The following is a 26340-nucleotide window of genomic DNA, read 5'->3' on the forward strand; positions in this document are numbered from 1 at the left end:
GTGCCGATTTTTCACGCGCAGCAATGGAAATCGGTCGTGTTTCAACTTCCTACGTTCGTAGAATAAAACCATTGACACCCTCCCCCCAGGAGTGTCAACATGCGTAGAACTACCCCTGCCGGTGCCCGGCAGTCCGGCCCGCCCGTCGTGGCGGGCGCGAGGAAGGGGAATCCATGACGCTGCTCGAAATCCGGGAGCTGACCGTCGGCGTCGTCACCGACGACGCGGAGCGCGAACTCGTGCGGGAGCTGTCCCTCGATCTCGCACAAGGCAAGACGCTGTGCGTGGTCGGCGAGTCCGGCAGCGGCAAGACCGTGACCGCGCTGTCGATCATCCGCCTGCTCGAGTTCGTCGCGCCGGTCCGCACCCGCGGCGAGATCGCGATCGACGGCGTCGACGTCACGAAGCTGCCCGCCGACGCGATGCGCGCCGACCGCGGCACCCGCATCGGCATGATCTTCCAGGAGGCCCTCGACTCCCTCAACCCGGGGCGGCGGGTCGGCGGCCAGCTGGTCGAGGCTTACCGCGAGGCCGGGTCGCTGCCCGGTCAGGCGGCCCGGCGCCGCAGCCCGCTGCGCAAGCGTGCCGAGGCCAAGGCCCGCCGGCTGCTGGCCGAAGTCGGGCTCACCGACACCGACCGGATCCTGCGCCTGTACCCGCACCAGATGTCCGGCGGGATGCAGCAGCGGGTGATGATCGCGCTCGCGCTGATGGCCGACCCGGACCTGCTGATCGCCGACGAGCCGACCACCGCGCTCGACGTCACGACGCAGGCGGAGATCCTGACACTGTTCGACCGGGTGCGCCGCGACCACGGCACGGCGTGCGTGTTCATCACCCACGACATGGGCGTCGCGGCACAGGTCGCCGACCGGATCGCCGTGCTGTACCGCAGCCGCCTGGTCGAGACCGGTTCCCGCGACGACGTCTTGCTGCGACCGCGGCACCCGTACACGCGGGCGCTGCTCGGGTGCGTGCCGCAGCTCGGCGTCAGCCGCCGCGACGGCTTCCCGGTCATCTCCCCCACGATGACCCTCGAGACGCCCGCGGTGAAACCCCGGGCCGCCCGGGCCCACCGGGGAACGCCGTTGACGATCACTCATGTGTCCAAAGTGTACGGACGAAAAGGACTCGTGCGCGCGGTCCGGGACGTCTCGCTGGAGATCCCGCCGGGCGAGTTCTTCGGCCTGGTCGGCGAATCCGGTTCGGGCAAGTCCACCCTCGGCCGTTTGGTGACCGCGCTCGAACCACCGACGTCGGGCACCGTCGGCTTCGGCGAGCACGAGATCACGACCAAGGGGCTGACCGGCGACGAACGCGCGTTCCGCCGCCGCGTCCAGCTGATCTTCCAGGACCCGCAGAGTTCCCTCGACCCGCGCCACACCGCGGCGCGGATCATCGCCGAGCCGCTGAAGGAACTGACTCCCCTGCGCGGCGCCGAGCTGGACCGGCGCGTCGCCGGCCTGATCGACGAAGTCGGCCTGCCGAAGGACACCGCGAACAAGCTGCCGTCGCAGCTGTCCGGCGGGCAGCGCCAGCGCGTCTCCATCGCCCGCGCGATCGCCGCCGGGCCCGAACTGATCGTCGCCGACGAACCGACGTCGGCCCTCGACGTGTCCGTGCAGGGCCAGGTGCTGAACCTGCTGCTGGACCTGCGCCGCACCCGCACGCTCAGCCTGCTGTTCATCACCCACAACCTCAGTCTCGTGCTGTCGGTCGCCGACCGCGTCGGCGTGATGTACCGGGGCGAGCTGATCGAGACGGGCACGCCCGACGAGATCCGGCTCGCCCCGCGGCACGACTACACGCGACGGCTGCTCGCCGCCAACCCCGACCTGCCCGCCCTCCCCCACCCAGGACCGCGCCCATGAAGAGAATCCCCCTGCTCGCTGCCCTCGCCGCCGCGGCCACGCTGCTCGCCGGCTGCATGGGCAGTACCGGAACCACGCCGGCCGCCGACGGCCCGCCCGTCCGCGGCGGCAACCTCACCGTCGCCGTCCCCACCGATCCGCAGTCGCTCGACATGGTCGCCAACCCCGGCCAGGTGACCGCGCAGATCGGCAACATGATGTACGAGAAGCTGTTCGAGGTCGACCGGCACTTCGTCGCCCGGCCGATGCTGGTCGACACCTACACGACCAGCCCGGACCGGCTGACCTACACGTTCAAGCTCCGCCAGGGCGTGACGTTCCAGGACGGCAACCCGCTGACCGCGAACGACGTCGTCGCGAGCCTGCGGCGCTGGCAGAAGAGCCACCGCACCGGCCAGCTCGTCACGCCGGACATCGACGCGATCACCGCGCCGGACCCGGCGACCGTGACCGTCAAGCTGAAGCGGCCGCGCTACCCGCTGATCGACGAACTGGCCGGCGCCGGCACGGAGATCTACGAGGCGAAGAACCTCGCCGGCCTGCCCGCCACCGGGTTCGGCCAGGACAAGGCCATCGGCACCGGCCCGTACAGGCTGAAGAGCTGGGACATCGGCCAGCAGCTCGTGCTGCAGCGCTACGACGGCTACAAGTCCCGGTCCGAAGAGGACTGGGGCGGCCAGGCCGGCGCCAAGCACGCCTACCTCGACACCGTCACGTACAAGGTCGTCGGTGACCAGGACGCGCTGGTCAACGGCCTGCAGACCGGCCAGTGGGACCACGCCATGCCGGCCAACGACCAGTACGAACAGCTCAAGGCCAACCCGAACCTCGTGGTGCACAACCTGCCCGGCGGCAACGAGAACGTCATCATCCCCAACTTCAACCCCGGTTCGAAGTTCGCCGACCCGCGCGCGCGTCAGGCGTTGAACCTGCTGCTCGACAAGCCCGCCATCAACGCGGCGACCGGCGGCAGCAAGGACCTGACCATCGAAACCGGCGCGTTCGCCTCGCCGGACAACAAGGCGTCCTACTCGACCGCCGGTGAGGACGTCTACCGGCAGCACGACCCGGCCCGCGCGAAGCAGCTGCTCGCCGAAGCCGGCATCACCGCCGGGGCGTCGATCCACATCGTCACCACGAACTCCTACCCCGAGTTCGGCAAGTGGGCGGTGCTCATCCAGGACGAGCTGGGCAAGATCGGCCTGACCGCCAAGATCGACACCTACGACTTCGCCACCATGCTCGGCACCCTCACCAAGGACCCCGGCGGCTGGGACATCACGACGTTGTTCTTCGACTCCTCGCTGACCTCGCCCGCCCAGATGCCCGCGCTCACCCTCGGCACGCTCAACGGCTCGTCGTCGCCGGAGCTGGACGGGCTGATGACCGAGTTCACCGCCTCGACCACGCCGGAGCAGGCCAAGGGCGTCATCGACAAGCTGCAGGCCTTCACGTGGAAGCAGCTGTCGGTGATCACGCTCAGCCAATCGAAGCTCTACGCGGCCTACACCCCGCGGCTCAAGGGCTACGGCGACTTCTACCGCGTGTTCTGGAACGCCTGGCTGGCGTCGTGACCGGCGTCCTGCTGCGCCGGCTGCGCGACCTGGCGATCATCCTGGTCATCGTCGGCACGATGATGTTCTTCGTCATCCGGCTGATCCCGGGCGACCCGGCCCAGGCCGTCCTCGGTCTGACCGCGCGCCCGGCCGACGTCGCCGCGCTGCGGTCGAGCATGGGCCTCGACGGCTCGCTCTGGCGGCAGTACCTGACGTGGGCCGGGCACGTGCTGCGCGGCGACTTCGGGACGTCGATCACCTACCACCAGCCGGTGCTCGACGTCGTCGCGGCGCACATCGTGCCGACGCTGACCTTGGCCGTGCTGTCGACGGTGATCAGCTTCTTCCTGTCGGTCGCGATCACGGCGTGGCAGGCGGTCTCGCCGCGCAACCCGGTCGCCCGCGCGCTCGACCGGCTGTCCGCGCTCGGCATGGCGATGCCGGACTTCTGGATCTCGCTGGTGCTCGTGCTGGTGTTCTCGGTGACGCTGCGGTGGTTCCCGTCCAGCGGCTACCACGACCTGCTGACCGACCCGGTCGCCGCGGTGCCCGCGCTGGTGCTGCCGGTGACCGTGCTCGTCACCGGGCAGACGGCGCTGTTCGTGCTGACCCTGCGCGAGAGCGTGCTCGGCGAGCTGCCGCTGGCCTACCTGCGCACCGCGCGCGTCAAGGGGCTGCCCGAACGGCGGGTGCTGCTCAAGCACGTCCTGCCGAACGCGCTGATGCCGCTGGTGACCCAGCTGGGCAGCAACTTCGCCATGCTCGTCGGCGGGATCGTGATCATCGAATCGATCTTCGTCGTGCCCGGGCTCGGCCACCTGCTCATGGGCGCGGTGTCCACTCGCGACTTCCCGCTGATCCAGGGCGTGACGTTGTTCGTCGCGGTGCTGTTCGTCGTGGTCAACCTGCTGGTCGACCTGTCGTACGCGCTGCTCGACCCGAAGGTGCGTGTCGCATGAGCCTGGCCGTCGCCGAACCGGTGTCCACCGTGGACGCTCCGCCCCCGCGCCGGCGCGCTCGCCTGTTCCGGCGCAACTGGACGCTGGTCATCGCGTCGGTCCTGCTCGGGCTGATCGTGCTCGCGGTGATCGTGCTGCCGTTCTTCCTGCCGAGCGTCAGCGCCACCGACCCGGTGCACCGGCTGCTGCCGCCGGCGGCCGGGCACCCGCTGGGTACCGACTCCTTCGGCCGCGATGTCCTGGCGCGGCTGGTGTCCGGCGGGCGCGCGTCGCTCGGGCTCTCGGCGTTGATCACGCTCTGCGCGGCGTTCACCGGCATGGTGATCGGCCTGGTCAGCGGCTTCTACCGGGCCGCGGACGCGGTGCTGATGCGGCTGATGGACGCGTGGATGTCGTTCCCGGCGATCATCCTGGCGATGGCCCTGGCCATCTCGCTCGGCGCGAGCATCTGGACCGAGCTGATCGCCCTGACGGTGATCTTCACGCCGTTCACCGCGCGGGTCATCCGCAGCCGGGTGCTCAGCGTCGCGGGCCGGCAGTACATCGGCGCCGCGCGCGTGTCCGGGATGAGCCGCGGGAAGATCCTGCTCGTCCACGTGTTCCCGAACGTGCTACCGCTCGCGCTCGTCCAGGTCGTCATCCTGGCCGCGGCGGCGATGCTCGTCGACGGCGCGATGAGCTTCCTCGGCCTCGGCATCGCCCCGCCCACCCCGACCTGGGGCAACATGATCGCCGAAGGGCGGTCGTACCTGGTCACCGCGCCGTGGCTGGTGGTCGTGCCCGGCGTGACGATCATGCTCTGCGTGGTCCTGCTGAACCTCATCGGCTCCGCGCTGCGGATCGCCGTCGACGCCCGTGCCCGCACGCTCGGCGAGCTGCAGCGGCTGCGCCGTTCTTCCTGAGAGAGGATCTCCTTGACGCTCCCCACCTCCCTGACCGTGCGCCGGTTCGCCCCCGGCGGCCCGCCCGCCGGACCGCCGGTGCTGCTCCTGCACGGCTTCGCCTCCGACGGGCCGACCGACTGGGTCAGCACGGGCTGGCCCGCCGCGCTCACCGCGTCGGGACGTCCGGTGCTGGTGCCCGACCTGCCCGGCCACGGCTCGAGCCCGGCACCGGCCGAGGCCACCCCCAAGGCCATCGTGGAAGAACTGGCCCTGGCCATCGGTGACGTGTCCGAAGTGGACGTCGTCGGCTACTCGCTGGGAGCGCGGCTGGCGTGGGAGCTGCCCGGACGACTGCCCGTCCGGCGCCTGGTCCTGGGCGGGCTGAGCCCGCACGAGCCGTTCTGCGCGGTCGACGTCGAGGCGGCACTGGCCTTCGCGGGCGGCGGGAAGCTCCCCGCCGACCCGCTGACGGCGGTGATCGCCCGGATGATCACCGCCCCAGGCCGGGACCCCGTCGCCCTCGCCCGGTGCATCGAAGGCCTGCGGCGCGAGCCCTTCTCCCCCCGCGTGGGCACGATCACCGTCCCGACGCGGTTCGTCGCCGGTCGCGACGACCCGATCAGCGCGGGCATCGACGACCTGGTCCGCCTGGTGCCGGGCAGCGACCTGCTCGAGGTGCCCGGCGACCACGGCGCGGCCCTGCGCGGCGCCCCCTTCCGCACGGCCGCCCTCACCTTCCTGAGCGCCACTTTCCCGTGAAAGTGGCGCTCAGGCGCGTCACCAGGAGCCGTCGGGGCTGACTTCGCGGTCCAGCCAGAGGTGGTCGAGGGCCGTGCGGATCTCCTCGCCGTGCTCGCGTGCCAGGTCCAGGGCACCGAGGTTGTCGGCCAGCTGGTCCGCGCGGCTCACTCCGAACAGGACGTTCGCGACCGGCGCGTACGCCAGGCAGAACGCCAGCGCCAGCTGGGCCCGCGTCGCACCGAAGTCCTTCGCGATGACGGCCAGCTCGGGGGAAGCGTCCACGATGGACTGACGAATGCCGCCCGGGTCCGCGCCGATCTTGCGGGCGGGGGTTGCGTTGCCCAGCAGGACGCCGCCTTCGAAGACGTCCGAGGCCTGCAGCACCAGCCGTCCGCTCGCGATGTGCCTGCCGTAGAACTCGCCTTCGGCCATCGACCGGCGGGCGATCGAGTACTTCAGCTGCGCGAACTCCGGCGCGGGCAGGCCTTCCCGGTCGGCGAACTCCAGCGCCAGGTCGAGGTCGGCGGCCAGCCAGTTGTTGACGCCCCAGCCGCCGACCGTCCCGGCCCGCACCTGCTCGGCCACCTCCGTGACCAGCCGCGGGATGTCCGGGCGCTCGCGGTAGTCGCCGACCACGACCAGGTCCGCGCGGCCGGTGCCGATCCGGCCGAGCGAGGTCTCCAGTTGCTGCGCGAACCCCGTCCGCGGGTGGTCCCAGAGCCACAGCTTCCCGCAGAGCAGGTAGTCCTCCCGCGCGATCCCGGCCTGCCGCACGGCTTCGCCGAAGATCACGTCGGTGCGCGAGTTCTCGGCGTGCGGGCCGAAGTCGTAGTGGGCGACGTCGAACAGCGTGACGCCGGCGTCGACGGCGGTCTTCAGCAGCTCGACGGCATCGTCGAAGGCCATCCGGTCCCAGGTGTTCCACGAGCCGAGCCCGAAGGCCGACTTTCCGATCGTGCTCACGGTTTTCCTTTCCTTGCACCGACTCATACGTCTACGATTGTAGAATGAAACAACGGATCGTGGTGGTCACCGGTGGCGCGAGCGGCATCGGCCGGGGCGTCGCCGAAGCGTTCCTCGCCGCGGGCGACCGCGTCGTCATCGCCGACGTCGACGCCCGGGCGGCGCACGACGTCGCCCGCGAACTCGGCGCCGAGCACGTCGAGCTGGACATCTCGGACCCGGCGTCGGTCGACGTGGCGGTCTCCTTCGTCGCCGGCCGGTTCGGGCCGATCGACGTGCTGGTCAACAACGCCGGCCTCGCCGGAGGCGGCGGCCCGCTCGCCGCACTCGACGTCGAGGTGTTCGACCGCTGCGTCCGGGTCAACTTCCGCGGCACGTTCCTGATGACCCGCGCGGTGGGCGCGCACATGATCGCGACCGGGACCCGGGGCGCGATCGTCAACGTCTCGTCGATCGGCGCCCGCCGGCCGACACCCGGACTCGGCCATTACGAGGCCACGAAAGCCGCGGTCGACGCGTTGACGCGGTCCGCCGCGCTCGAGCTGTCGCCACACGGGATCCGGGTCAACGCCGTCGCGCCCGGGCCCGTGCTCACGCCGATGACCGCTGGGTTCGCCGCCGACACCGCCGCCCGCGCGGCCTGGGAGGCGCGCATCCCGCTGGGCCGGATCGCCGAGGTCGGCGACGTCGCGCCCGCCGTCGTCTTCCTGGCGAGCGCGGGGCACGTCACCGGGGTGAGCCTCGCTGTCGACGGCGGGCAACTCCTGGCTTAGGCCTTGTGGACGATCCGGCCGTCGGTCACGGTCAGCTCGACCGCGACCGACGGCAGCTCGGCCAGGGGGACATCCAGGGGGTTTTCCGCCAGGACGCAGAAGTCGGCGGCCATTCCCGGCGCCAGGTGCCCCTTCCAGCTCGCCGAGCCGTCCTGCGCCGCGGCTTCGGTGGTGTAGCAACGCAGGAGTCGCGCGGTCGGCGTCTCACCGAGCATCTCCCCCGCCGCGGCGAGGTGGACCCGCCAGTCGGGGGTGACGACCGGCGCGTCACTACTCAAGGTGAGCCGGACACCCGAATCGAGAATCTCCCGCAGTGGCCAGGCTTTCGCGGCGACGTCGGCGCCGAGGGCCGTGGCCACCACCGGCCGCATCGCGGTCGCGATCGCGGGCTGCGTGGTCAGCCCGACGCCCCTCGATGCCATGCGCCGCAGCTGTTCCGGCGTCACGAGGTCGCCGTGGACGAGGTGATCGCCCTCCCGCAGGTGGTCGAGCGCGGCTTCGATGCTGCGCTCCCCCGTCGCGTGCACGCCGACCACCAGCCCGGCCTCGTGCGCCAGGCCGATCATCGACGCCAGGGCGGCCGCACCACCGTCGACGAGCAGGTCACCGTGGGTGCCGTCGGCGTAGCAGTGGTGCGTCCAGGCCGTGCGCATCGGCGGGATCCCGTCGGCGAAGATCTTGACACCCGTGATGGCGAGCCACTCCGGATCGACGTCCGGCACCGGAGTTGCGAGTCCGCTCGCGAAGTCCGGCAGGGAGCTGGCGCCGTCGAGGAGTCCGAACAGCCGGAGGACCGTCACTCGCGCTCGCAGCAGGCCTTCACGGTGCAGGGCGGCGTATTCGTCCAGGACTTCGGCCGAGAAACAGCCGGATTCGCCGGGGCCGAGACCGGGTTCGGTGTAGCTCGTGATGCCGAGCGACGCGCAGACGTCGCCCGCGCGCAGGATCGCCGCCCGCCGGTCCGCGGCCGTCGTCACCGGGGTTTCCTCGTGCGGCGCGCCGAGCAGCGGGTGCGGCCAGCGGGCGCCGAGCCAGGTCGCGTGCAGGTGAGCGTCGTTGATGCCGGGCAGCACCGTGCGCCCGGCGAGGTCGACGACTTCGGTCTCCGGTCCGATGTGGCCGGCGACGTCCCCGACCGCGACCACGCGCCCGCCGCGCACCGCCAGGCCGTCGGCCACCGTGCCGGACGGATCGAACGTCAGCACGGTGCCGCCATGGACCACGAGGTCCGCCGGGCGGATCCGTTGTGCTGTCATGGTTTCCTCCCGGACCTGGACTTTTTCTTCAACGACTGTAGACTAAAAAGATGGCTCTGCCCACCCACACCGAGGCCGCCGTCCTCACCGGCCACCGCGCTCCCCTCGAACTGCGCGAACTCCCCCTGCCCGAGGAGCTGGAGCCGGGGGCCGCGCTCGTCCGGCTCACCTGCACCACGTTGTGCGGCACCGACGTCCACCTCTGGTCGGGGCAGATGAGCCTGCCCGGCATGCTGCCGATGGTGCTGGGCCACGAGATGGTCGGCGAAGTCGTCGCCACCGGACCCGGCACGACCGACACGCTCGGCCGCGAAGTCCACCCCGGCGATCGCGTCGGCTGGTCGGAGTCCGCCTGCGGCACGTGCCACGGCTGCACGATCCTGCGTGAACCGGTCGCTTGCGAACGCCGCGGCTACGGGTTCCTCCAACGGTCCGACCGCTTCCCGTACGCCACCGGCGGCCTGTCGAGGTACTGCTACGTCACGCCCGGAGCGGCGAAGCTGCTGCTGCCGGACGACGTCGAGGACACCTGGGCATCGATGTCCGGCTGCGCGGGCAAGACCGTCCTGCGCGCCGTGGCGCGATCCGGCGGGGTCCGTCCGAACGCGACAGTCGTGGTCCAAGGAGCGGGCGCGCTCGGCGTGTTCGCCACGGCCGTCGCACGGCTCTGCGGCGCCGGAACGGTGATCACCGTCGGCGGCCCGGCGAGCCGCCTCGAGGTGGCTGAACGGTTCGGTGCCACGGCAACGGTCTCGGTCGAGTCCACTCCGGACGAACGCATCGAGCACGTCAGAGAGCTGACCGGCGGCCGCGGCGCGGACCACGTCTTCGACTTCGCGGGCGGTCCGACCGTCGGCGCCGAGGCCGTCGCCTTCGCCGCGCAGCGCGGGACGGTCGCGATCGTCGGGTCGACCGGCCCGGTCCCGTCGCCGGTGCCGCTGGGCACGGTGATGGGCAAGGAGCTGACGATGGTCGGTTCGCTCAACGGCGACATCGCCGACTACCACCGCTCGGTCGAGTTCTTCCGCGCCTTCGCCGGGCGGATGCCCTGGGCGGAGCTGTTCAGCGCGCCGGTCGGGCTGGCCGGCGCGTCCGCCGCCGTCGAATCGATGTCCCGGCTCGGCGAGCTCAAAGCCGTCATCGACCCCCGACTGCCCCAGGAGACCCCGTGACGATCCCCCAGCGCCGCATCGGCCGCGACGGCCCGGCCACCGGTGTCCTGTCCCTCGGCTCGTGGCACACCTACGACCGCATGGACTTCCGCGAGGCCGTGACGCTGCTGCGGAAGGCCGTCGAAGCCGGCATCACGCTGTTCGACGTCGGCGTGTACGGCCTGCCCGGCAGCCCGCCGGTCTTCACCGACGTCCTGTTCTCGGCCATGGTCCGGGCCGCCGGCCTGCGCCGCGAGGACTACCTGCTGTCGGCGAAACTGTGGCTCGATGGCTATCCCGGGCACAGCTTGCGGGACCAGCTGGAGAACGCGTTCTTCCGCGCCGGGGTCTCGCACGCCGACCTGGTGATCCTCGGCGACCTGCGACGCGACGACACCGACCTGCACGCGCTGGTCACCGACCTGGCGGCGTTGCGCGATGCCGGATTGATCCGCCAGTGGGGCGTCAACAACTGGTCGGCGTCGGCGATCAAGGCCGTCCACGAATTCGCCGTCGCGGACGGCGTCCCCGGCCCCGCCATCGCGCAGCTGAAGTACAGCGTCGCGCGACGGTCCATTCCGGACGGTGCCCCCTTCGAATCGGTGTTCTCCCGGGGCGTTTCGCTGCAGTCTTCGGACGTCTTCGAGGGCGGGGTGCTGCTCGGCAAGGGCGGCCGTCAGGTCGGCCGGGACCCGGGCGACGTCCGGCAGCGCATCGCCGATTCGGCCACGGACCTCGCGAAGGTCGCCGAGAGCGTCGGGGCGACGCCCGCGCAGCTGTGCCTCGCCTTCACCCTGACGCACCCGGCGAACACGACGACGTTGTTCGGCGCCACGAGCGTGCGGCAGCTCGAGGACAACCTCGAGGCGGTGGCGTTGGTGGAGCGGGTCGGCGCGGCCGCGCTGCGCGCACTGGTCGAGCCGTTCTGGGCCGACCGCGACGTCGTCTCCCCGGAGGGCCCGTGACCGAGCTGTCCGCCGAGACGCTGCCCGCCGTCCGCGCGGCCCTGCGCGCGGACAACCTCACGCCCGAGGAGGCGATCGGCGACCGGGCCATCGTCTGGTCGGAGCACCGGCTCGACGACGACGTCGTCGTCACGGTGCTGCAGCCGCGTGAGCCGCGGCCCGGCGCGCCGGGGCTCTACAGCATCCACGGCGGCGGCATGGTGATGGACGACCGCTTCGCCGACCTGCCGCGGCTGGTGGCGCTGATCGAGGAGTTCGGCTTCGTCTGCGCGACGGTCGAGTACCGGCTCGCCCCCGAACACCCGCACCCGACGCCGCTCGAGGACTGCTACGCGGGTCTCGTCTGGTTCGCCCGCTTCGGCTTCGACACGCTGATCGTCGGCGGCGGCAGTGCGGGCGGCGGGCTCAGCGCCGGCGTCGCCCTGCTGGCCCGCGACCGGGGCGGGCCAGCGTTGGCGGGTCAGCTGCTGCTGTGCCCGATGCTCGACGACCGCACGTCGGCGGACCTCCCGGATCTGGTGTGGACGAAGGAGGCCAACGACTTCGGCTGGCGCAGCCTGCTGGCCGGGCGGACGTCGCCGTACGCGTCCCCGGCGCGCATGACCGATCTCAGCGGGCTGCCGCCGGCGTTCGTCGAGGTCGGCGGCGCGGAGCTGTTCCGCGACGAAGACGTCGCCTACGCCCAGCGGCTGGCGCGGGCGGGCGTCCCGACGGAACTGCACGTCTGGGCCGCCGCGCACCACGGCTTCGACCGGTTCGCCCCGGAAGCCGAGGTGACGCGCGCTGCCCTCGCGGCCCGGTCCTCTTGGCTGCGGCGGCTGCTCAGCGGCCGAGGATGAACGTCGCGGCCCGCTCCCCCACCAGCACGGCGGGCGCGTTGGTGTTGCCCGTCGTCACGCGGGGCAGGACCGAGGCGTCCGCCACCATCAGCCCGCTCAGCCCGTGGACCGCCAGCGCCGGGTCCACCACAGCCGAGGCGCCGGTGCCCATGCGGCAGGTGCCGACCTGGTGGTGGTACGTGATGGCCGTCCGGCGCACGTACTCCCGCACGTCGTCCTCGGGGTACAGCCGCCGCGCGTCCCACTCTGCCAGCGCCGGAGCGGCGCCGACCGACTGGCACTGCTCCACCGACGCCACCAGGCTTTCGAAGTCGGCAGGCTCCGCGAGGGCGCCGAGATCGATCAGCGGCGAGCCGTCCGGCGCCAACCGCAGGCTGCCCCGGCTCTCCGGCGACACCATCCCGGCCATCAGCGAGAACCCCGTCGGCGGCCCGGACATCCACGGTTCGTACATCGGCACGCTGAAGCAGATCGGCTGGGTGTCCGGCACCGCGAGCCCGGGACGGCTGCGCCAGAACCAGTGCACCTGCGTCACCGACCGGCCGGGTGACGGCGAAACGTCGCGCGACGTCGCGAAGATGACCGGCGAAAGCAGGTGGTCGTGAAGGTTCCGTCCCACCGGCAGATCCGCGACGACGTCGATGCCGAGCGCCCGCAGCTCGTCCGCCGGGCCGACGCCGCTGCGCAGCAGGATCGACGGCGACCCCAGCGCGCCCGCCGACAGCACCACCAGGTCCGCGGACAACGCCCGCAGCTGACCGTCGATCACGGCCTCCACACCGGTCACGCGCGAACCCGAGAACCGCAGCCGGTGCACCAGCGCTCCCGTGTGGACGGTCATCCGCGAGGTCACCGGAGCACCGTAGGCCTGCCAGCTGGTGAAGCGGCGGCCGTCGCGCACGGTGACCTGCTCGACGGACACTCCGTCGAGGGAACCGCTGTTGTAGTCCGGGTTCACGGGCAAGCCGACCTCGCGGCAAGCGTCCATGACGGACTGCTGGACGGGATGCAGCGGCGAGTTCGGGACGACCTCGAGGAGGTCTTTCTCGATGCGGGAGAAGACCGGCTGGACGTCGGCCCAGGTCCAGCCGGGCAGGCCCCAGCCGTCGTAGTCGGCGGGCGCGCCGCGGACCCAGATCATCGCGTTGAGCGCGTGCGACCCGCCGAGCACCTTGCCCCGCGGCAGGTGCAGCCGACGCCCACCCGCGTGCGGCTGCGGAACCGTGTACAGGTCCCAATCCTCCGGCCCGTGCCACAGCTCGCCCGCCCGCGCCGGGTCGTGGATGGCGGGGTTGTCGTCCGGGCCGCCCGCCTCCAGGAGTGTCACCGCCGCGCCCGCGTCCACCAGCCGACGCGCCACCACCGAACCGGCCGAGCCGGCACCCACCACGATCACGTCCATGCGGCTCAGCCTGGCGTGAACGCCCGGGAACGAAACGGATCCCTTCGCCGTCGGTCAACGGGCATGCGTGAGCGGACAAGACCCGCGGCGCCGGGCCGCCCGATACTCGGCTCACCCAAGGCCGAGGAGGAACCCGGGATGGCGACACGCCTGTGCATCGACGGACAGTGGACCGAGGCCGGCGGCGGGACGATCCCGACGCTCGACCCGGCCACCGGCCGCGTGCTCGAAGAGGTCGGCACCGCGTCGCGGGCCGACGTCGACGCGGCCGTCGCGGCGGCCCGGCGCGCCCTGACCGCACCGGAGTGGGCCGGGTTGCTGCCGGTCCGGCGAGCGGCCCTGCTCTTCCGGCTGGCCGACCTGCTCGACGAGCACCACGAAGAGCTGGCCCGCCTGGAAACCCTCGACCAGGGGCAGCCGATCGGGGTGTCCCGGCAGGTCAGCGCGACCGGCGCGGCCGAGCACTTCCGCTACTTCGCGGGCTGGGTGACGAAGCTGCAGGGCACCACCAACCCGGTGTCCTTCCCGGACACCCTGCACTACACGCGCCGCGAGCCCGTCGGGGTGAACGCGCTGATCACGCCGTGGAACTTCCCGCTGATGATCCTCGCCTGGAAGCTCGCCCCGGCCCTGGCCACCGGCAACACCGTCGTGATCAAACCCAGCGAGGTCACGCCCCTGACGAGCATCCGGCTGGTCGAGCTGGCCCACGAAGCCGGGATCCCCGCGGGCGTGGTCAACCTCGTGACCGGCGACGGCACGGTCGGCGCGATGCTCGGCGAACACCCCGGCGTCGACCACCTCTCCTACACCGGCTCGACGGCCGTCGGGAAGCTGATCACCGCGGCGAGTGCCGGGTCCAACCTCAAGCGGCTCACCCTGGAGCTCGGCGGCAAGGCCCCGAGCATCATCGCGGCCGACGCGGACATCGACGCCGCCGTCGCCGGCAACCTCGCCGGCGCGACGCTCAACACCGGCCAGGTCTGCGCCGCCTACACGCGGTTCTACGTCGACCGGAAGCGCGAGCAGGAGTTCGTCGAAAAGATGGCGCGCGGCCTCGACGGCCTCAAGCTCGGCCCGGGCGTCGAGGAGACCACCCAGCTCGGCCCGCTGGTGTCCGCGAAGCACCGCGAGCACGTCGACTTCCTGGTCGGCACCGGCCGCGAACAGGGCGCCGACCTGGTCACCGGCGGCCGGCCGGTCGACGGCGAAGGCTTCTTCTACACCCCGACGCTGTTCGCGGGCGTCCGCGACGACATGGCGATCATGCGCGAGGAGATCTTCGGCCCGGTCCTGGCCGTGACCGCCTACGACGACGGCGACGAGCTCCTCGGCCGGGCGAACGACACCGAGTACGGCCTGGCCGCGACCGTGTGGACCCGTGACCTGCGGACCGCCCAGCGCTACGCCGACGGCATCCGGGCCGGCGCGGTGTTCGTCAACATGCCGCCGATCCCGGACATGGCGGCGCCGTGGGGCGGCTACAAAGCGTCCGGCTGGGGTCGCGAAATGGGCCCGTGGGCGCTCGACGCCTACACCGAGACGAAGTCCGTCTGGCTGCACTACGGGACCTGAACGGGGGTTCCCCCACGCCACAGATCGTATATCATTTGAGATATCTTCCCGAACCGGCAGGCAGGAACCACGGATGACCAGCATCGCGCGGCCCGGCAAGATCATCGCGCTGCACCTCAACTACCGCTCCCGCGCCGCCCAGCGCGGCCGGGTGCCGGAGCAGCCGTCGTACTTCCTGAAGCCGCCGACGTCCGTCGCGGCGAGCGGCACCGTGCTCGAACGCCCCGCCGGCACCGAACTGCTCGGCTTCGAAGGCGAGATCGCGCTGGTCATCGGCCGCACCGCCCGCCGCGTCTCCCCCGAGGACGGCTGGTCGTACGTCGGCGGGGTGACCGCGGCCAACGACTTCGGCGTCTACGACCTGCGCTACGCCGACAAGGGCAGCAACCTGCGGTCCAAGGGCGGCGACGGCTTCACCCCGCTCGGCCCGGACGTCCTGCCCGCCGCGGAGATCGACCCGGCCGCGCTGCGGCTGCGGACCTGGCACAACGGTGCGCTGGTCCAGGAGGACACGACCGCCGGCCTGCTGTTCGACTTCGGCCGGCTGGTCGCCGACCTCTCCCAGCTGATCACCCTCGACCCCGGCGACGTCGTCCTGACCGGCACGCCCGCGGGCGCGTCGGTCGCCATCCCCGGCGACGTCGTCGAGGTCGAGGTCGACACCGCCGGGCACACCACCGGCCGGCTGGTCACGAAGATCGCGGAAGGGACGGTCCCGTTCGGGCCGTTCGGCGCCCTCCCTCGCATCAACGAGAAGCAGCGCGCGGACGCCTACGGGACGCCGCCGGCGGAGTTCGAACTGACCCGACAGCTGCGGGAGAAGATCGAATCCGTCGGTACTGCAACGCTTTCCGCCCAGCTGCGCAAGCACGGGTACGACGCGGTGTCGATCGACGGGCTCACCTCCACCCGGCCGGGTACGCGGGTCACCGGCCGGGCCCGGACCCTCCGCTACCTGCCCTACCGCGAGGACCTGTTCGAGAAGCACGGCGGCGGCTACAACGCGCAGAAGCGCGCGATCGACGCGCTCGGCCCGGGTGACGTGCTCGTCATGGAGGCTCGCGGGGAACGCGGCACCGGGACCGTCGGCGACATCCTCGCGCTGCGCGCGCAGGTCCGCGGCGCGGCCGGGATCGTCACCGACGGCGGCGTCCGGGACCTCGCCGCGGTGTCCGCTTTGGACATTCCGACCTACCACGCCGGGCCGCACCCGGCGGTGCTCGGCCGGCGGCACGTGCCGTGGGACGTCGACGTCGCGATCGCCTGCGGCGGCGCGGCCGTGTGCCCCGGCGACGTCATCGTGGGCGACGGCGACGGCGTGCTGGTCATCCCGCCCGGCCTGGTCGAGGAGATCGTCGACGCGGCCGTCGAGCAGGAGCTGCAGGAGACGTTCATCGCCGAGCAGGTCGCCGCGGGTGAGCGCGTCGAGGGCCTCTACCCGATGGACGAGCACTGGCGCGGGAGGTACGCCGAATGGCTCGCGAAGCGGTGAACGGCGCCGCGATGAGCAAGTCGCGGATCGCCTACGAGTGGATCAAGGCCCGGATCGCCGACGGCACCTTCTCCCCCGGCTTCCGCCTGGTCCTCGGCCAGCTCGCCCAGGAACAGGGCGTCAGCGTCGTGCCGATCCGCGAGGCGATCCGGCTGCTCGAGGCCGAAGGGCTGGTGACGTTCGAACGGCACGTCGGCGCGCAGGTCGCGATGGTCGACGAGCGCGAATACCAGCACACCATGCAGACGCTCGCGCTGGTCGAAGGCTATGCCGCGGCCCTCGCGGCACCGCTCCTGCCGCCCGGCACCTTGGCCGGGGCGCGTGCGTTGAACGCCGAGCTGGCCGACTGCCTCGGCCACTTCGAACCGGCCCGGTTCACCGAGCTCAACCGCGACTTCCACGCCGTGCTGTTCGACGCCTGCCCCAACCCGCAGGTCCTGGACCTGGTCCGGCGCGGCTGGGACCGGCTCAGCGGGCTGCGCACGTCGACGTTCAGCTTCGTGCCCGGCCGCGCCCGCGAATCCGTCGCCGAACACGAGCACATCCTCGGCCTCCTCGACCGCGGCGCCCCGGCGGCCGAGATCGAACAGGCCGTCCGCGAGCACCGGCTGGCCACCCTGACCGCGTTCCTCGCCCACCGCCACCCCTGACAGCGAAAGGGAACCCATGCGCTTCCGCTCCGACCCCCAGGCCATCCGCGGGTCGATCGCGCCGCTGATGACGCCGTTCACCGCCGAGGGCGCCGTCGACCACGACGGGCTCGTCAACCTGGTGCGGTGGCAACTCGCCTCGGGCACGCACGGCATCTCCATCGGCGGCTCGACCGGCGAACCCGGCTCCCAGACGGTCGCCGAGCGCGCCGAGGCGATCCGGACCGTGGCCGGCGAGGCCGGCGACCGCGTCCCGTTCGTCCCGGGCACCGGCTCCGCGAAACTCGACGAGACCTTGGAACTGACGGCCCTCGCGCGGGACGCCGGGATCGACGCGGCACTGGTCATCACGCCGTACTACGCGCGGCCCACCCAGGACGCGCTGTTCGTCTGGTACCGGACGGTGTGCCGCGAGTTCCCGGACCTGCCGATCGTCGCCTACAACGTGCCGAGCCGGACGGCGGTCGACCTCGCGCCGGAGACGGTGGCGCGGTTGTTCCGCTCGTGCGACAACTTCGTCGGCATCAAGGAGACGACGAAGGACTTCGAGCACTTCTCCCGCGTGTTGCACCAGTGCGGACGGGAACTGCTGGTGTGGTCCGGGATCGAGCTGCTCTGCCTGCCGCTGCTGGCCCTCGGGGGCGCCGGGTTCGTCAGCGCGACGGCGAACATCGCGCCGGCCGCGTGCGCCGAGATGTACACCGCTTGGCAGTCGGGCGACCACGAACGCGCCCGCGAGATCCACTACGGCCTGCACCCGCTGGTCGACCTGCTGTTCGTCGAAACCAACCCGGCACCCGGGAAGTGGGTGCTCGAGGAGCGCGGGCTGATCGCGTCCGGGCACGTCCGGCCGCCGCTGATCCCGCCGACCGAGGCCGGCGTCGGCCGCATCAAGGACCTCATGGCCGAAGGCGCGAAGTACCTCTCGCCGACCGAAGGCTTCACCGTGAAGGGAACAGAATGACCCACTACGTCCCGGAAGGACTGCCGGGCGAGCTGAAGCACTACATCGGCGGGCAGCTCGTCGACAGCGTCTCGGGGAAGACGTTCGACGTGCTCGACCCGGTGTCGAACACCCCGTACGTGACCGCGGCCGCGGGCCAGGCCGAAGACATCGATCGTGCCGTCGCGGCGGCACGCACGGCGTTCGCCGACGGGCCGTGGCCGCGGATGCTGCCGCGGGCCCGCGCGCGGGTGCTGAACAAGATCGCCGACGCCGTCGAGGCCCAGGACCGGCGGCTCGCCGAACTCGAGACGTTCGACACGGGACTGCCGATCACGCAGGCGCTCGGACAGGCGCAGCGCGCGGCCGAGAACTTCCGGTTCTTCGCCGACCTCGTCGTCGCCCAGGCCGACGACACCTACCAGGTCCCCGGCCGGCAGGTGAACTACGTGCACCGCAAGCCGGTCGGCGTCGCCGGGCTGATCACGCCGTGGAACACGCCGTTCATGCTGGAGAGCTGGAAGCTCGCGCCCGCGCTGGCTTCGGGCTGCACGGTCGTGCTCAAGCCCGCCGAGTTCACGCCGCTGTCGGCGAGCCTGTGGGCGTCGATCTTCGCCGAAGCGGGCCTCCCGGAGGGCGTTTTCAACCTGGTCAACGGCTTCGGTGAGGAAGCAGGCGACGCGCTCGTCAAGCACCCGGACGTCCCGCTGATCTCCTTCACCGGCGAGACCACGACCGGGCAGACGATCTACCGCAACTGCGCGGCCGGGCTCAAGGGCATGTCGATGGAGCTGGGCGGCAAGTCCCCGGCGATCGTCTTCGCCGACGCCGACCTCGACGCCGCGCTCGACTCGACGTTGTTCGGCGTCTTCTCGCTCAACGGCGAACGCTGCACCGCGGGCAGCCGCATCCTCGTCGAGCGGCCGATCTACGACGAGTTCTGCGCGCGGTACGCGGAGCGGGCGGCGAACATCGTCGTCGGCGACCCGCACGACCCGGCCACCGAAGTCGGCGCCCTCGTGCACCCCGAGCACTACGAGAAGGTGATGCGGTACGTCGAACTGGGCAAGTCCGAAGGGCGGCTGCTGGCCGGCGGCGGACGTCCGTCCGGTTCGGACACCGGCAACTACGTCGCGCCGACGGTGTTCGCCGACGTCCCCTCGACCGCGCGGATCTTCCAGGAGGAGATCTTCGGGCCGGTGGTGGCGCTGACGCCGTTCGACACCGAGGCCGAAGCGCTGGCGCTCGCCAACGACGTCAAGTACGGCCTGGCCGCGTACCTGTGGACGTCCGACCTGCGGCGGGCGCACACCTTCGCGCAGTCGGTCGAGGCCGGGATGGTCTGGCTGAACTCGCACAACGTCCGCGACCTGCGGACGCCCTTCGGCGGGGTCAAGGCGTCGGGTCTCGGCCACGAAGGCGGCTACCGCTCCCTCGACTTCTACACCCACCAGCAGGCGATCCACGTCTCGCTCGGCCCGGTGCACACCGCCCGGTTCGGCGCCGACGGGAAGGAACGATCATGACTCCGCCGGACATCCTTCGCTGCGCGTACGCCGAACTCGTCGTCACGGACCTGGCCGCGTCACGCGCGTTCTACGTCGACGTGCTCGGGCTAGTCGTGACTCACGAGGACTCTTCGGCGTTGTACCTGCGGGCGTTCGAGGAGTACCTGCACCACTCGCTGGTGCTGCGGAAGGGCCCGACGCCCGCGCTGGCCGTGCTGGCCTACCGCGTCCGCGGCGCCGCGGACCTCGATCTCGCGGAGGCCTACTACCGTTCGCTGGGTGTTCCGGTGCAGCGCCGCCCGGCGGGTGCGACCCGCGGCATCGGGGAAGCGGTGCGCGTGATCGACCCGCTCGGGTTCCCGGTCGAGTTCTTCCACGAAGCCGAGCACGTCGAGCGGTTCACGCAACGCTACGACGTCCACGGCGCCGGCGCGCTCTCGCGACTGGACCACTTCAACCTCGACACCCCGGACGTCCCGGCGGCCAGGAAGTACTACGAGGGCCTGGGTTTCCGCGTGTCCGAGGACATCCAGGACGACGACGGCACCGTGTACGCGGCCTGGATGTTCCGCAAGCCGACGGTCCACGACGTGGCGCTGACCGGCGGCGACGGCCCGCGGCTGCACCACATCGCGTTCGCGTCCCACGAACGGCACCAGATCCTGCACATCTGCGACCACCTGGGCGCGCTGCGCAAGCCGGGCATGATCGAGCGCGGCCCGGGCCGGCACGGCGTCTCGAACGCGTTCTACCTCTACGTCCGCGACCCCGACGGGCACCGCATCGAGATCTACACCCACGACTACTACACGGGCGACCCCGACAACCCGGTGATCACCTGGGACGTCCACGACAACCAGCGCCGCGACTGGTGGGGCAACCCGGTGGTGCCGAGCTGGTACACCGACGCGTCCGTGGTGCTGGACCTCGGGGGTTCGGTCGCCCCGGTCGTCCCCCGCGCCGAGCCGCGCGAAGCCGACGTCACCATCGGCGCGGACGGGTTCTCCTTCGGTCGTGAAGCGGCGGAGTTCAAGTTAGGCGAGCAGGTCTGAGAACCAGGCACGGGTACGGCGCAGGACGTCGAGCTGGTGGTCGCGTCCGCGGATCGAGTGGCCTTCGCGCGGGTAGACGACGAACTCGTGCGGGCGGTCGAGCAGCGCCCGGTGCAGGACTTCGGCCTGCGACAGCGGGACGTTCGTGTCGTCCTCGCCGTGCAGGATGAGGACCGGCGTGCGGATCCGGGCGGCGTGGGTGATCGGGCTGTTTTCTCGGCCGCCCAGTGCACCGTCGAACCGGGTGAGTTCGCCGGTCACGGCCAGCAGTGGCCAATCGGTCACGCCCGCGCCGACGAGCGCCGCGGCGAAGCGGTCGGTCTGCGTGACGGCCCACGCGGCGAAGAACCCGCCGTGGCTCCAGCCGCCGATACCGAGCCGCGCCGGGTCGGCGATGCCCCGCTCGACGAGCAGGTCGATGCCGGTGAGGACGTCGGCGAACTCGCCGCCGCCGACGTCGCCGGCCACGCTCACCGCGAACGCGTGCCCGTGCCCCCAGCCGCCGCGGGGGTTCGGGAGGAAGACCGCGAAACCGGCCGTCGCCAGCCACTGGCCCGAGGGGAACCAGCCCAGGTTGAGGCGGTCGGAGTACCGGTCGTCCGGGCCGCCGTGGATCAGGGTGACGAGCGGGAGCGGCCCGTCGTGCTCCCCCGGCGGGAGGATCAGGAGGCCGTCGAGCTCCAGGCCGTCCGAAGCCCGGTAGGAGAGGCGTTCCTGGGTGCCCCAGCGGATGTCGCCGAACTCCGGCGCGGTCTCGCTGAGCCGGGTCAGCGGGCCGGTGACCGGTCCGGCGTGGACGTCGTCGGGCTCGGTGCCGGTGCTCACGACCACCGCCACCCGGTCACCACGGACGTTCAGGGCCCCGACATGCCCGCGAACCCTGGCGAGTTCCGGAAAGGCCGGGTCGAGCGGGCGGATCGTCGTGTCGAGGCCTTCGGCGAACAACACGAGCGGCCGGCCGTCGTCGGCCTGCGCCAGCTCGAGCGGACAGATCTCCAGCCCGGCGGTGAGGTTCTCGCCGTCGGCGAGGACCGCGGTGCCGCCGATCAGACCGGGCGGGGTCACGCCCAGGTACGCGAGGCGCCAGTCCGTCCCGTCGAGCCACCACACCGGCGAGGCCGCGTCGAAGGCGGGCGGGTCGAGATCGCGCGTCGCGCCGGTGGCGAGATCGACGACGTGCAGGCCGGGTTCGAAGCTGCCGGGTTCGCGGTCGGCACCGGACCAGGTGAGCACGCCCAGCGCGCCGCCGTCCTGGCGGACGGCGACCTCGCGGACGTGCCGGGAGCCGAGCTCACCGAGCGGGACGACCTCCCCGGTCGGCAGCTCGAGCCGCCACAGCCGGGCGCGGCGGGCGACGGTGTCCCAGACCGGGCGCCCGGCCGCCGACACCACCCGGACCCGCGGATCCGGCCGGTCCCCTGCTTCCGAGGCGATCAGCACCACTCCGCTCCCGTCCGGCAGCGGCTCGAAGCAGTCGATACCGGTCGGCCACTTCGTGAGCCGTTCGGGCCCGCTGTCGTCCACGCCGATCCGGTGCAGCTGGGACGTTTCTTCGTGCCCGGCAAGGAAGAACACCGAGCCGGAGTCCGCCGCCCAGCGCGGCTGGTCGCCGGTGCAGGGCAGCCGGCGCGGTGGCGTGCTGCCATCCGAAGGGACCAGCCACAGCGCGGTCACCGGGTGCGGTCCCACCCGCCCGACCGGGGCCGTCACGAACACGACCCACCGGCCGTCCGGGGAGATCCGCGGGGTCCGGGGTACTTCGCGGTCGGCTACCGCCTCTGCCGTCAGAGTCACCGGGCCCAGTCTGCCCGGCTTCGGCTCAGAGCCGCCACAAGCCGCGGACCTCTTCCGCCAGGCGACCCGCTGACCCATCCGCGGCCCGGCCGACGACGAACCCCTCCGGAGGAGGTGCCGCGGCGATGGAGGCAACGGGTGGGGAGACGGAGTGGGCCCTCGCGGTCGAGCAGCTCGTGCTGCGGGTGGCCGCGTCGGCCGAGCTGAACCTGGACCTGAGCGCGCGGCCCCAGCCACGCCGGGTCCGCGCGACGGTCGCGAGCTGCCTCGGCTTCGGCCGGCCGCGCGACGAGCCGCTCGGCGCGGTGCTGCTCGTGGTCGACGAGCTGGTCGGCAACGCCTACCGGCACTCGGCCGCGCCCTCGCGGCTACGGGTGACGCGCGAGCCGCGAGGCCTGCTGGTGGAGGTGGCCGACGGGGACGACTCGGTCGAGCAGGTGGCCTCCGGTGACGGCCACGGCCTGCGGCTGGTCGACCAGCTCTCGAACGCCTGGGGCGTCCGTGCGACGCGGGAGGGGAAGGTCGTCTGGGCGCTGGTGCCGGTTCACCTGTTCCGCGAGCGCTGACCGGCCGCCGGAACCAGCGCGGACAGCAGTTGCTCGTGCTCGCCCGCCTCCCGCAACGCCGGCGCGTCGAGGGTGCCGACGTCCGGGTCGGCGGCCCGCACCGCCGCGAGGAACCGGACCACCGCGCGGGGTTCGGGAACCACCTCGCCGCCCAGGTAGGTCAGCACCGTCGCCCCGTCGGCGTCCTCGACCGCCGCGCCCCAGCCGTGCCGTTCGTCCCAGACCAGGGCCAGGTCGTGGCGGGGGAACCGGTCAAGCCGCCAGTCGAGGGCGATGTACGCCGACGCGGGGGTGCCCGCGTCCAGGGTGCAGGACTCCAGCCCCACCCCGACGGCCCGGGCCACCTCGCCCAGGTAGCCGCGCAGCCGCCGCTCGAACGAGAACTCCGTGTCACGCCCCAAGTCGATCAGAATGCTCAACGCCGCCTCGCTTTCCCCGCTCCGCCGCGGGATCCCCGCGGTCCGGGCGCCGGATACCCCGCGTCCCGCGCGGTCAACCACGAAGATCCGAGGGCCGCACAGCTGCGGGTTCCCACCTCGCGGGACGCCCGGGCTTTCCTCACCCGGAGGGAACGATGCGGCGGCCCTTCGCGTGAGGCAGGATCAGGTGGTGACCACCCAACGGGCCGGAGCCGCCGAAGCCCCGGCCTTCCCCGAACACGAAGCCCGCGTCGACGCCCTGCGGCGGCAGCTCACCGCGATGAGCGGCGAGAGCACCGTCCGGCTGGCGAAGCGGACGTCCAACCTCTTCCGCTCCCGGGCCCGGACGAAGCACCCGGGACTGGACGTGTCGGGCTTCACCCACGTGCTGCGCGTCGACCCGGAGAGCCGCACCGCCGACGTCGAGGGGATGGTCACCTACGAGCAGCTCGTCGACGCCACCCTGCCGCACGGCCTGATGCCCCTGGTCGTGCCGCAGCTGAAGACCATCACCCTCGGCGGCGCGGTCACCGGTCTCGGCATCGAGTCCTCGTCCTTCCGCAACGGCATGCCGCACGAGTCGGTGCTCGAGCTCGAGGTGCTCGCCGGGGACGGCCGGATCGTCGTCGCCCGGCCGGACAACGAGCACCGCGACCTCTTCCGCGGCTTCCCCAACTCCTACGGCACCCTCGGCTACGCGCTGCGGCTGCGGATCGAGCTGGAGCCGGTCAAGCCGTTCGTGCGGCTCCGCCACGTCCGCCACCACGATCGCGAGAGCTACTTCGCGGCCCTCGGCGAGATCTGTGCGAAGAGCGAGTACGGCGGCGAGCACGTGGACTTCGTCGACGGGACCGTCTTCGGGCCGGACGAGCTCTACCTGACCCTGGCGAACTTCACCGACACCGCGCCGGCGACCAGCGACTACACCTGGCTCGACATCTACTACCGCTCGATCCCGCGCCGCGAGACCGACCACCTCACCGTCCGCGACTACCTGTGGCGCTGGGACACCGACTGGTTCTGGTGCTCCCGCGCGTTCGGCGTCCAGCACCGGCTGCCGCGGCTGCTGCTCGGCCGCCGGTTCCTGCGGTCCTCGGTGTACTGGAAGGCCGTCGCGCTCGACCGGCGGCTCAAGATCGCCGAACGGCTGCTGAAGCTCCGGCGCCTGCCGCCCGAGGAGACCATCGTGCAGGACATCGAGGTCCCGCTCGCCCGCGCCGCGGAGTTCCTCGAGTTCTTCGAACGGGAGATCCCGATCAGCCCGGTCTGGATCTGCCCGCTGCGCCAGCGCCCGGGCGGCGTCCGCTGGCCCCTCTACGAACTGGACCCCGACGAGCTGTACGTCAACTTCGGGTTCTGGTCGGCCGTGCCCCTCGACCCCGGCGAACGCGACGGCGTGCACAACCGGATGATCGAAGCCGAGGTCACCCGGCTCGGCGGGCACAAGTCGCTCTATTCGGACAGCTTCTACTCCGAAGACGAGTTCTGGCGGCTCTACAACGGCGACGCCTACCGCGAGCTCAAGCGCGGCTACGACCCGGACGGGCGGCTGCTCGGGCTCTACGAGAAGTGCGTCCGCCGCAGGTGAAAGGAACGAACGTGACCACAGTCGGCGCAGTTTTCGAGCGGCTCCTCGGCCCCCGCGCCAGCGTGTCGATCACCGCCTACGACGGCAGCAGCAGCGGCCCGGCCGACGCGCCCGTCGCGATCCAGGTGCGCTCGCCGCTGGCCCTCGACTACCTGATGTCCTCGCCCGGCGACCTCGGCCTGGCCCGCGCGTACGTCGCGGGAGCCCTCGACGTTTCCGGCGACCTCTACACCGCGTTGCACGCCCTCTCGTCGCAGGTCGACCAGCTCAGCCCGGCCGACCGGGTGTGGCTGCTGCGCAAGCTCGGCCCCCGCCACCTGCGGGTCGTCAAGCCGCCCGCCGAGGAGCACCCGAGCCGGTTCCGGCGCGGCATGACCGCGCTGCGGCATTCGAAGGGCCGCGACAGCGAGGCCATCGCCAGCCACTACGACGTGTCCAACCGCTTCTACGAGCTGGTCCTCGGCCCGTCGATGGCCTACACGTGCGCAGTGTTCCCCGAGGCGGACTCGTCGCTGGAGGAAGCGCAGGCGCACAAGTTCGACCTGGTCTGCCGCAAGCTGGGCCTCGAACCCGGGATGCGGCTGCTCGACGTCGGGTGCGGCTGGGGCGGGATGGTCGCGCACGCCGTCCGGCACTACGGCGTCCAGGCGCTCGGCGTCACGCTCTCGCGCGAGCAGGCCCAGTGGGCGCAGAAGAACATCGTCGCCCTCGGCCTGGCCGACCGCGCCGAGATCCGCCACCTCGACTACCGGGACGTCACCGAGACCGGGTTCGACGCGATCTCGTCGATCGGCCTGACCGAGCACATCGGCGCCCGCAACGTGCCCGGGTACTTCCGGTTCCTCGCGGAGAAGCTCAAGCCGCACGGGCGCCTGCTCAACCACTGCATCACCAACCCGGACACCAGCGTCGCGCACCGCTCGCGCGGGTTCATCGACCGCTACGTCTTCCCCGACGGCGAGCTCGAGGCCCCCGGTGAGCTCGTCACGGCCATGCACGACGCCGGGCTCGAGGTCCGGCACTCGGAGAACCTGCGCGAGCACTACGCGATGACCTTGGCCGGGTGGTGCGCGAACCTCGACGAACACTGGGACGAGGCGGTCGAGGAGGCCGGAGCCGGGCGCAGCCGGGTGTGGGCGCTCTACCTCGCGGCCTGCCGGCTGGCCTTCGAGCGGCGGGAGATCGAGCTGCACCAGATCCTCGGGGTGCGGACCGACAGCGAAGGCGGGATGGGCATGCCGCTGCGGCCCGACTGGGGAGTCTGAGCCCCTCGGCCCGCGGCCACACTGCGGATTCACAACGATCCGGTAACGTAGGACCGGTCGAGAGCTCCCCGCACGCCGGCGTCCAGCCGGCTTCGCTCTCGCCGGTGGCCTTCGAGCCCGTTCGCCGA

At 71.9% G+C, this 26340-nt stretch carries 23 protein-coding genes; 18 read left to right on the plus strand and 5 right to left on the minus strand.

Features of this window, described 5'->3' with window-relative positions; translation table 11 throughout:
• Window positions 1-173 precede the first annotated feature (173 nt).
• Genes ACWEN0_RS14745 through ACWEN0_RS14765 form a run of 5 tightly spaced genes read left to right on the plus strand, consistent with a single transcriptional unit; the run spans window position 174 to window position 6029 of the window.
• The gene (locus tag ACWEN0_RS14745) at window positions 174-1871 is read left to right on the plus strand and encodes a dipeptide ABC transporter ATP-binding protein (RefSeq protein ID WP_451973204.1); all 1698 of its coding nucleotides are present in this window, start codon (window positions 174-176) and stop codon (window positions 1869-1871) included.
• Entirely contained in the window at window positions 1868-3445 is a 1578-nt protein-coding gene (locus ACWEN0_RS14750) for an ABC transporter substrate-binding protein (protein ID WP_451973206.1), read from the plus strand. The genes ACWEN0_RS14745 and ACWEN0_RS14750 overlap by 4 nt, the downstream gene beginning before the upstream one ends.
• Entirely contained in the window at window positions 3442-4386 is a 945-nt protein-coding gene (locus ACWEN0_RS14755) for an ABC transporter permease (RefSeq protein ID WP_451973208.1), read from the plus strand. The genes ACWEN0_RS14750 and ACWEN0_RS14755 overlap by 4 nt, the downstream gene beginning before the upstream one ends.
• A complete protein-coding gene (locus tag ACWEN0_RS14760) occupies window positions 4383-5288 on the plus strand; it encodes an ABC transporter permease (protein WP_451973210.1) in 906 nt (301 codons plus the stop codon). The genes ACWEN0_RS14755 and ACWEN0_RS14760 overlap by 4 nt, the downstream gene beginning before the upstream one ends.
• A gap of 12 nt (window positions 5289-5300) precedes the next feature.
• Window positions 5301-6029: an alpha/beta fold hydrolase gene (locus tag ACWEN0_RS14765; RefSeq protein WP_451973212.1), complete on the plus strand. Its 729-nt coding sequence runs from the start codon at window positions 5301-5303 to the stop codon at window positions 6027-6029.
• 18 nt (window positions 6030-6047) lie between these two features.
• Here ACWEN0_RS14765 and ACWEN0_RS14770 read toward each other — a convergent pair whose 3' ends face one another.
• A complete protein-coding gene (locus ACWEN0_RS14770; RefSeq protein WP_451973214.1) occupies window positions 6048-6974 on the minus strand; it encodes an aldo/keto reductase in 927 nt (308 codons plus the stop codon).
• A 44-nt stretch (window positions 6975-7018) separates the two neighbouring features.
• Between ACWEN0_RS14770 and ACWEN0_RS14775 the strand changes: the two genes are divergently transcribed.
• Entirely contained in the window at window positions 7019-7747 is a 729-nt protein-coding gene (locus tag ACWEN0_RS14775) for an SDR family NAD(P)-dependent oxidoreductase (protein ID WP_451973216.1), read from the plus strand.
• Here ACWEN0_RS14775 and ACWEN0_RS14780 read toward each other — a convergent pair.
• On the minus strand, window positions 7744-9003 hold the full coding sequence (locus tag ACWEN0_RS14780) for an amidohydrolase (RefSeq protein WP_451973218.1): 1260 nt from the start codon (window positions 9001-9003) through the stop codon (window positions 7744-7746). The two genes, ACWEN0_RS14775 and ACWEN0_RS14780, sit on opposite strands and share 4 nt — an antisense overlap.
• 56 nt (window positions 9004-9059) lie before the next feature.
• On the opposite strand from ACWEN0_RS14780, the gene ACWEN0_RS14785 reads away from it, so the two are divergent.
• The 3 genes from ACWEN0_RS14785 to ACWEN0_RS14795 are packed head-to-tail and all read left to right on the plus strand — an operon-like array spanning window position 9060 to window position 11958.
• Entirely contained in the window at window positions 9060-10175 is a 1116-nt protein-coding gene (locus ACWEN0_RS14785; protein ID WP_451973323.1) for a zinc-binding dehydrogenase, read from the plus strand.
• A complete protein-coding gene (locus ACWEN0_RS14790) occupies window positions 10172-11119 on the plus strand; it encodes an aldo/keto reductase (RefSeq protein ID WP_451973220.1) in 948 nt (315 codons plus the stop codon). Before ACWEN0_RS14785 ends, ACWEN0_RS14790 begins: the two co-directional genes overlap by 4 nt.
• Entirely contained in the window at window positions 11116-11958 is an 843-nt protein-coding gene (locus ACWEN0_RS14795) for an alpha/beta hydrolase (RefSeq protein WP_451973222.1), read from the plus strand. Before ACWEN0_RS14790 ends, ACWEN0_RS14795 begins: the two co-directional genes overlap by 4 nt.
• Here the strand turns inward: ACWEN0_RS14795 and ACWEN0_RS14800 are convergent.
• Window positions 11942-13360 carry a GMC family oxidoreductase gene (locus tag ACWEN0_RS14800; RefSeq protein WP_451973224.1) on the minus strand — a complete coding sequence of 473 codons (1419 nt, stop codon included), beginning with the start codon at window positions 13358-13360 and terminating at the stop codon, window positions 11942-11944. The two genes, ACWEN0_RS14795 and ACWEN0_RS14800, sit on opposite strands and share 17 nt — an antisense overlap.
• A gap of 138 nt (window positions 13361-13498) precedes the next feature.
• Between ACWEN0_RS14800 and ACWEN0_RS14805 the strand changes: the two genes are divergently transcribed.
• From ACWEN0_RS14805 to hpaD, 6 genes are all read left to right on the plus strand, one after another.
• Complete coding sequence (locus ACWEN0_RS14805; protein WP_451973226.1) at window positions 13499-14935, plus strand: aldehyde dehydrogenase family protein; 1437 nt, start codon at window positions 13499-13501, stop codon at window positions 14933-14935.
• 73 nt (window positions 14936-15008) lie between these two features.
• Window positions 15009-16427, plus strand: a complete 1419-nt coding sequence (locus ACWEN0_RS14810; RefSeq protein WP_451973228.1) for a fumarylacetoacetate hydrolase family protein — start codon at window positions 15009-15011, stop codon at window positions 16425-16427.
• Window positions 16409-17077 (plus strand): GntR family transcriptional regulator, encoded by a 669-nt coding sequence (locus ACWEN0_RS14815; RefSeq protein WP_451973230.1) that lies wholly within the window; start codon window positions 16409-16411, stop codon window positions 17075-17077. Before ACWEN0_RS14810 ends, ACWEN0_RS14815 begins: the two co-directional genes overlap by 19 nt.
• 16 nt (window positions 17078-17093) lie before the next feature.
• Window positions 17094-18041, plus strand: a complete 948-nt coding sequence (gene dapA, locus ACWEN0_RS14820; protein ID WP_451973232.1) for a 4-hydroxy-tetrahydrodipicolinate synthase — start codon at window positions 17094-17096, stop codon at window positions 18039-18041.
• On the plus strand, window positions 18038-19546 hold the full coding sequence (gene hpaE, locus ACWEN0_RS14825) for a 5-carboxymethyl-2-hydroxymuconate semialdehyde dehydrogenase (RefSeq protein ID WP_451973234.1): 1509 nt from the start codon (window positions 18038-18040) through the stop codon (window positions 19544-19546). The genes dapA and hpaE overlap by 4 nt, the downstream gene beginning before the upstream one ends.
• Window positions 19543-20580, plus strand: a complete 1038-nt coding sequence (gene hpaD, locus ACWEN0_RS14830) for a 3,4-dihydroxyphenylacetate 2,3-dioxygenase (protein ID WP_451973236.1) — start codon at window positions 19543-19545, stop codon at window positions 20578-20580. Before hpaE ends, hpaD begins: the two co-directional genes overlap by 4 nt.
• Here the strand turns inward: hpaD and ACWEN0_RS14835 are convergent.
• On the minus strand, window positions 20563-22374 hold the full coding sequence (locus ACWEN0_RS14835; RefSeq protein WP_451973238.1) for a S9 family peptidase: 1812 nt from the start codon (window positions 22372-22374) through the stop codon (window positions 20563-20565). The genes hpaD and ACWEN0_RS14835 overlap by 18 nt on opposite strands.
• 125 nt (window positions 22375-22499) lie before the next feature.
• Between ACWEN0_RS14835 and ACWEN0_RS14840 the strand changes: the two genes are divergently transcribed.
• A complete protein-coding gene (locus ACWEN0_RS14840) occupies window positions 22500-22940 on the plus strand; it encodes an ATP-binding protein (RefSeq protein ID WP_451973240.1) in 441 nt (146 codons plus the stop codon).
• Here the strand turns inward: ACWEN0_RS14840 and ACWEN0_RS14845 are convergent.
• Window positions 22919-23359 (minus strand): DUF6292 family protein, encoded by a 441-nt coding sequence (locus ACWEN0_RS14845; protein WP_451973242.1) that lies wholly within the window; start codon window positions 23357-23359, stop codon window positions 22919-22921. The genes ACWEN0_RS14840 and ACWEN0_RS14845 overlap by 22 nt on opposite strands.
• Window positions 23360-23639: 280 nt before the next feature.
• Between ACWEN0_RS14845 and ACWEN0_RS14850 the strand changes: the two genes are divergently transcribed.
• Complete coding sequence (locus tag ACWEN0_RS14850) at window positions 23640-24947, plus strand: FAD-binding oxidoreductase (protein WP_451973325.1); 1308 nt, start codon at window positions 23640-23642, stop codon at window positions 24945-24947.
• A gap of 11 nt (window positions 24948-24958) precedes the next feature.
• Complete coding sequence (locus ACWEN0_RS14855) at window positions 24959-26212, plus strand: class I SAM-dependent methyltransferase (protein WP_451973244.1); 1254 nt, start codon at window positions 24959-24961, stop codon at window positions 26210-26212.
• The last annotated feature ends 128 nt before the right edge of the window (window positions 26213-26340 follow it).

It is taken from the genome of Amycolatopsis sp. NPDC004378, assembly GCF_053602455.1.

What these genes read in the sequence shown, in the direction of transcription:
- ACWEN0_RS14745 (WP_451973204.1), top strand. Translation starts at nt 174, where the DNA reads ATGACGCTGCTCGAAATCCGGGAGCTGACCGTCGGCGTCGTCACCGAC.
- ACWEN0_RS14750 (WP_451973206.1), top strand. Translation starts at nt 1,868, where the DNA reads ATGAAGAGAATCCCCCTGCTCGCTGCCCTCGCCGCCGCGGCCACGCTG.
- ACWEN0_RS14760 (WP_451973210.1), top strand. Translation starts at nt 4,383, where the DNA reads ATGAGCCTGGCCGTCGCCGAACCGGTGTCCACCGTGGACGCTCCGCCC.
- ACWEN0_RS14775 (WP_451973216.1), top strand. Translation starts at nt 7,019, where the DNA reads ATGAAACAACGGATCGTGGTGGTCACCGGTGGCGCGAGCGGCATCGGC.
- ACWEN0_RS14780 (WP_451973218.1), bottom strand. Translation starts at nt 9,003, where the DNA reads ATGACAGCACAACGGATCCGCCCGGCGGACCTCGTGGTCCATGGCGGC.
- ACWEN0_RS14800 (WP_451973224.1), bottom strand. Translation starts at nt 13,360, where the DNA reads ATGGACGTGATCGTGGTGGGTGCCGGCTCGGCCGGTTCGGTGGTGGCG.
- ACWEN0_RS14805 (WP_451973226.1), top strand. Translation starts at nt 13,499, where the DNA reads ATGGCGACACGCCTGTGCATCGACGGACAGTGGACCGAGGCCGGCGGC.
- ACWEN0_RS14810 (WP_451973228.1), top strand. Translation starts at nt 15,009, where the DNA reads ATGACCAGCATCGCGCGGCCCGGCAAGATCATCGCGCTGCACCTCAAC.
- ACWEN0_RS14815 (WP_451973230.1), top strand. Translation starts at nt 16,409, where the DNA reads ATGGCTCGCGAAGCGGTGAACGGCGCCGCGATGAGCAAGTCGCGGATC.
- dapA (WP_451973232.1), top strand. Translation starts at nt 17,094, where the DNA reads ATGCGCTTCCGCTCCGACCCCCAGGCCATCCGCGGGTCGATCGCGCCG.
- hpaE (WP_451973234.1), top strand. Translation starts at nt 18,038, where the DNA reads ATGACCCACTACGTCCCGGAAGGACTGCCGGGCGAGCTGAAGCACTAC.
- hpaD (WP_451973236.1), top strand. Translation starts at nt 19,543, where the DNA reads ATGACTCCGCCGGACATCCTTCGCTGCGCGTACGCCGAACTCGTCGTC.
- ACWEN0_RS14840 (WP_451973240.1), top strand. Translation starts at nt 22,500, where the DNA reads ATGGAGGCAACGGGTGGGGAGACGGAGTGGGCCCTCGCGGTCGAGCAG.
- ACWEN0_RS14850 (WP_451973325.1), top strand. Translation starts at nt 23,640, where the DNA reads ATGAGCGGCGAGAGCACCGTCCGGCTGGCGAAGCGGACGTCCAACCTC.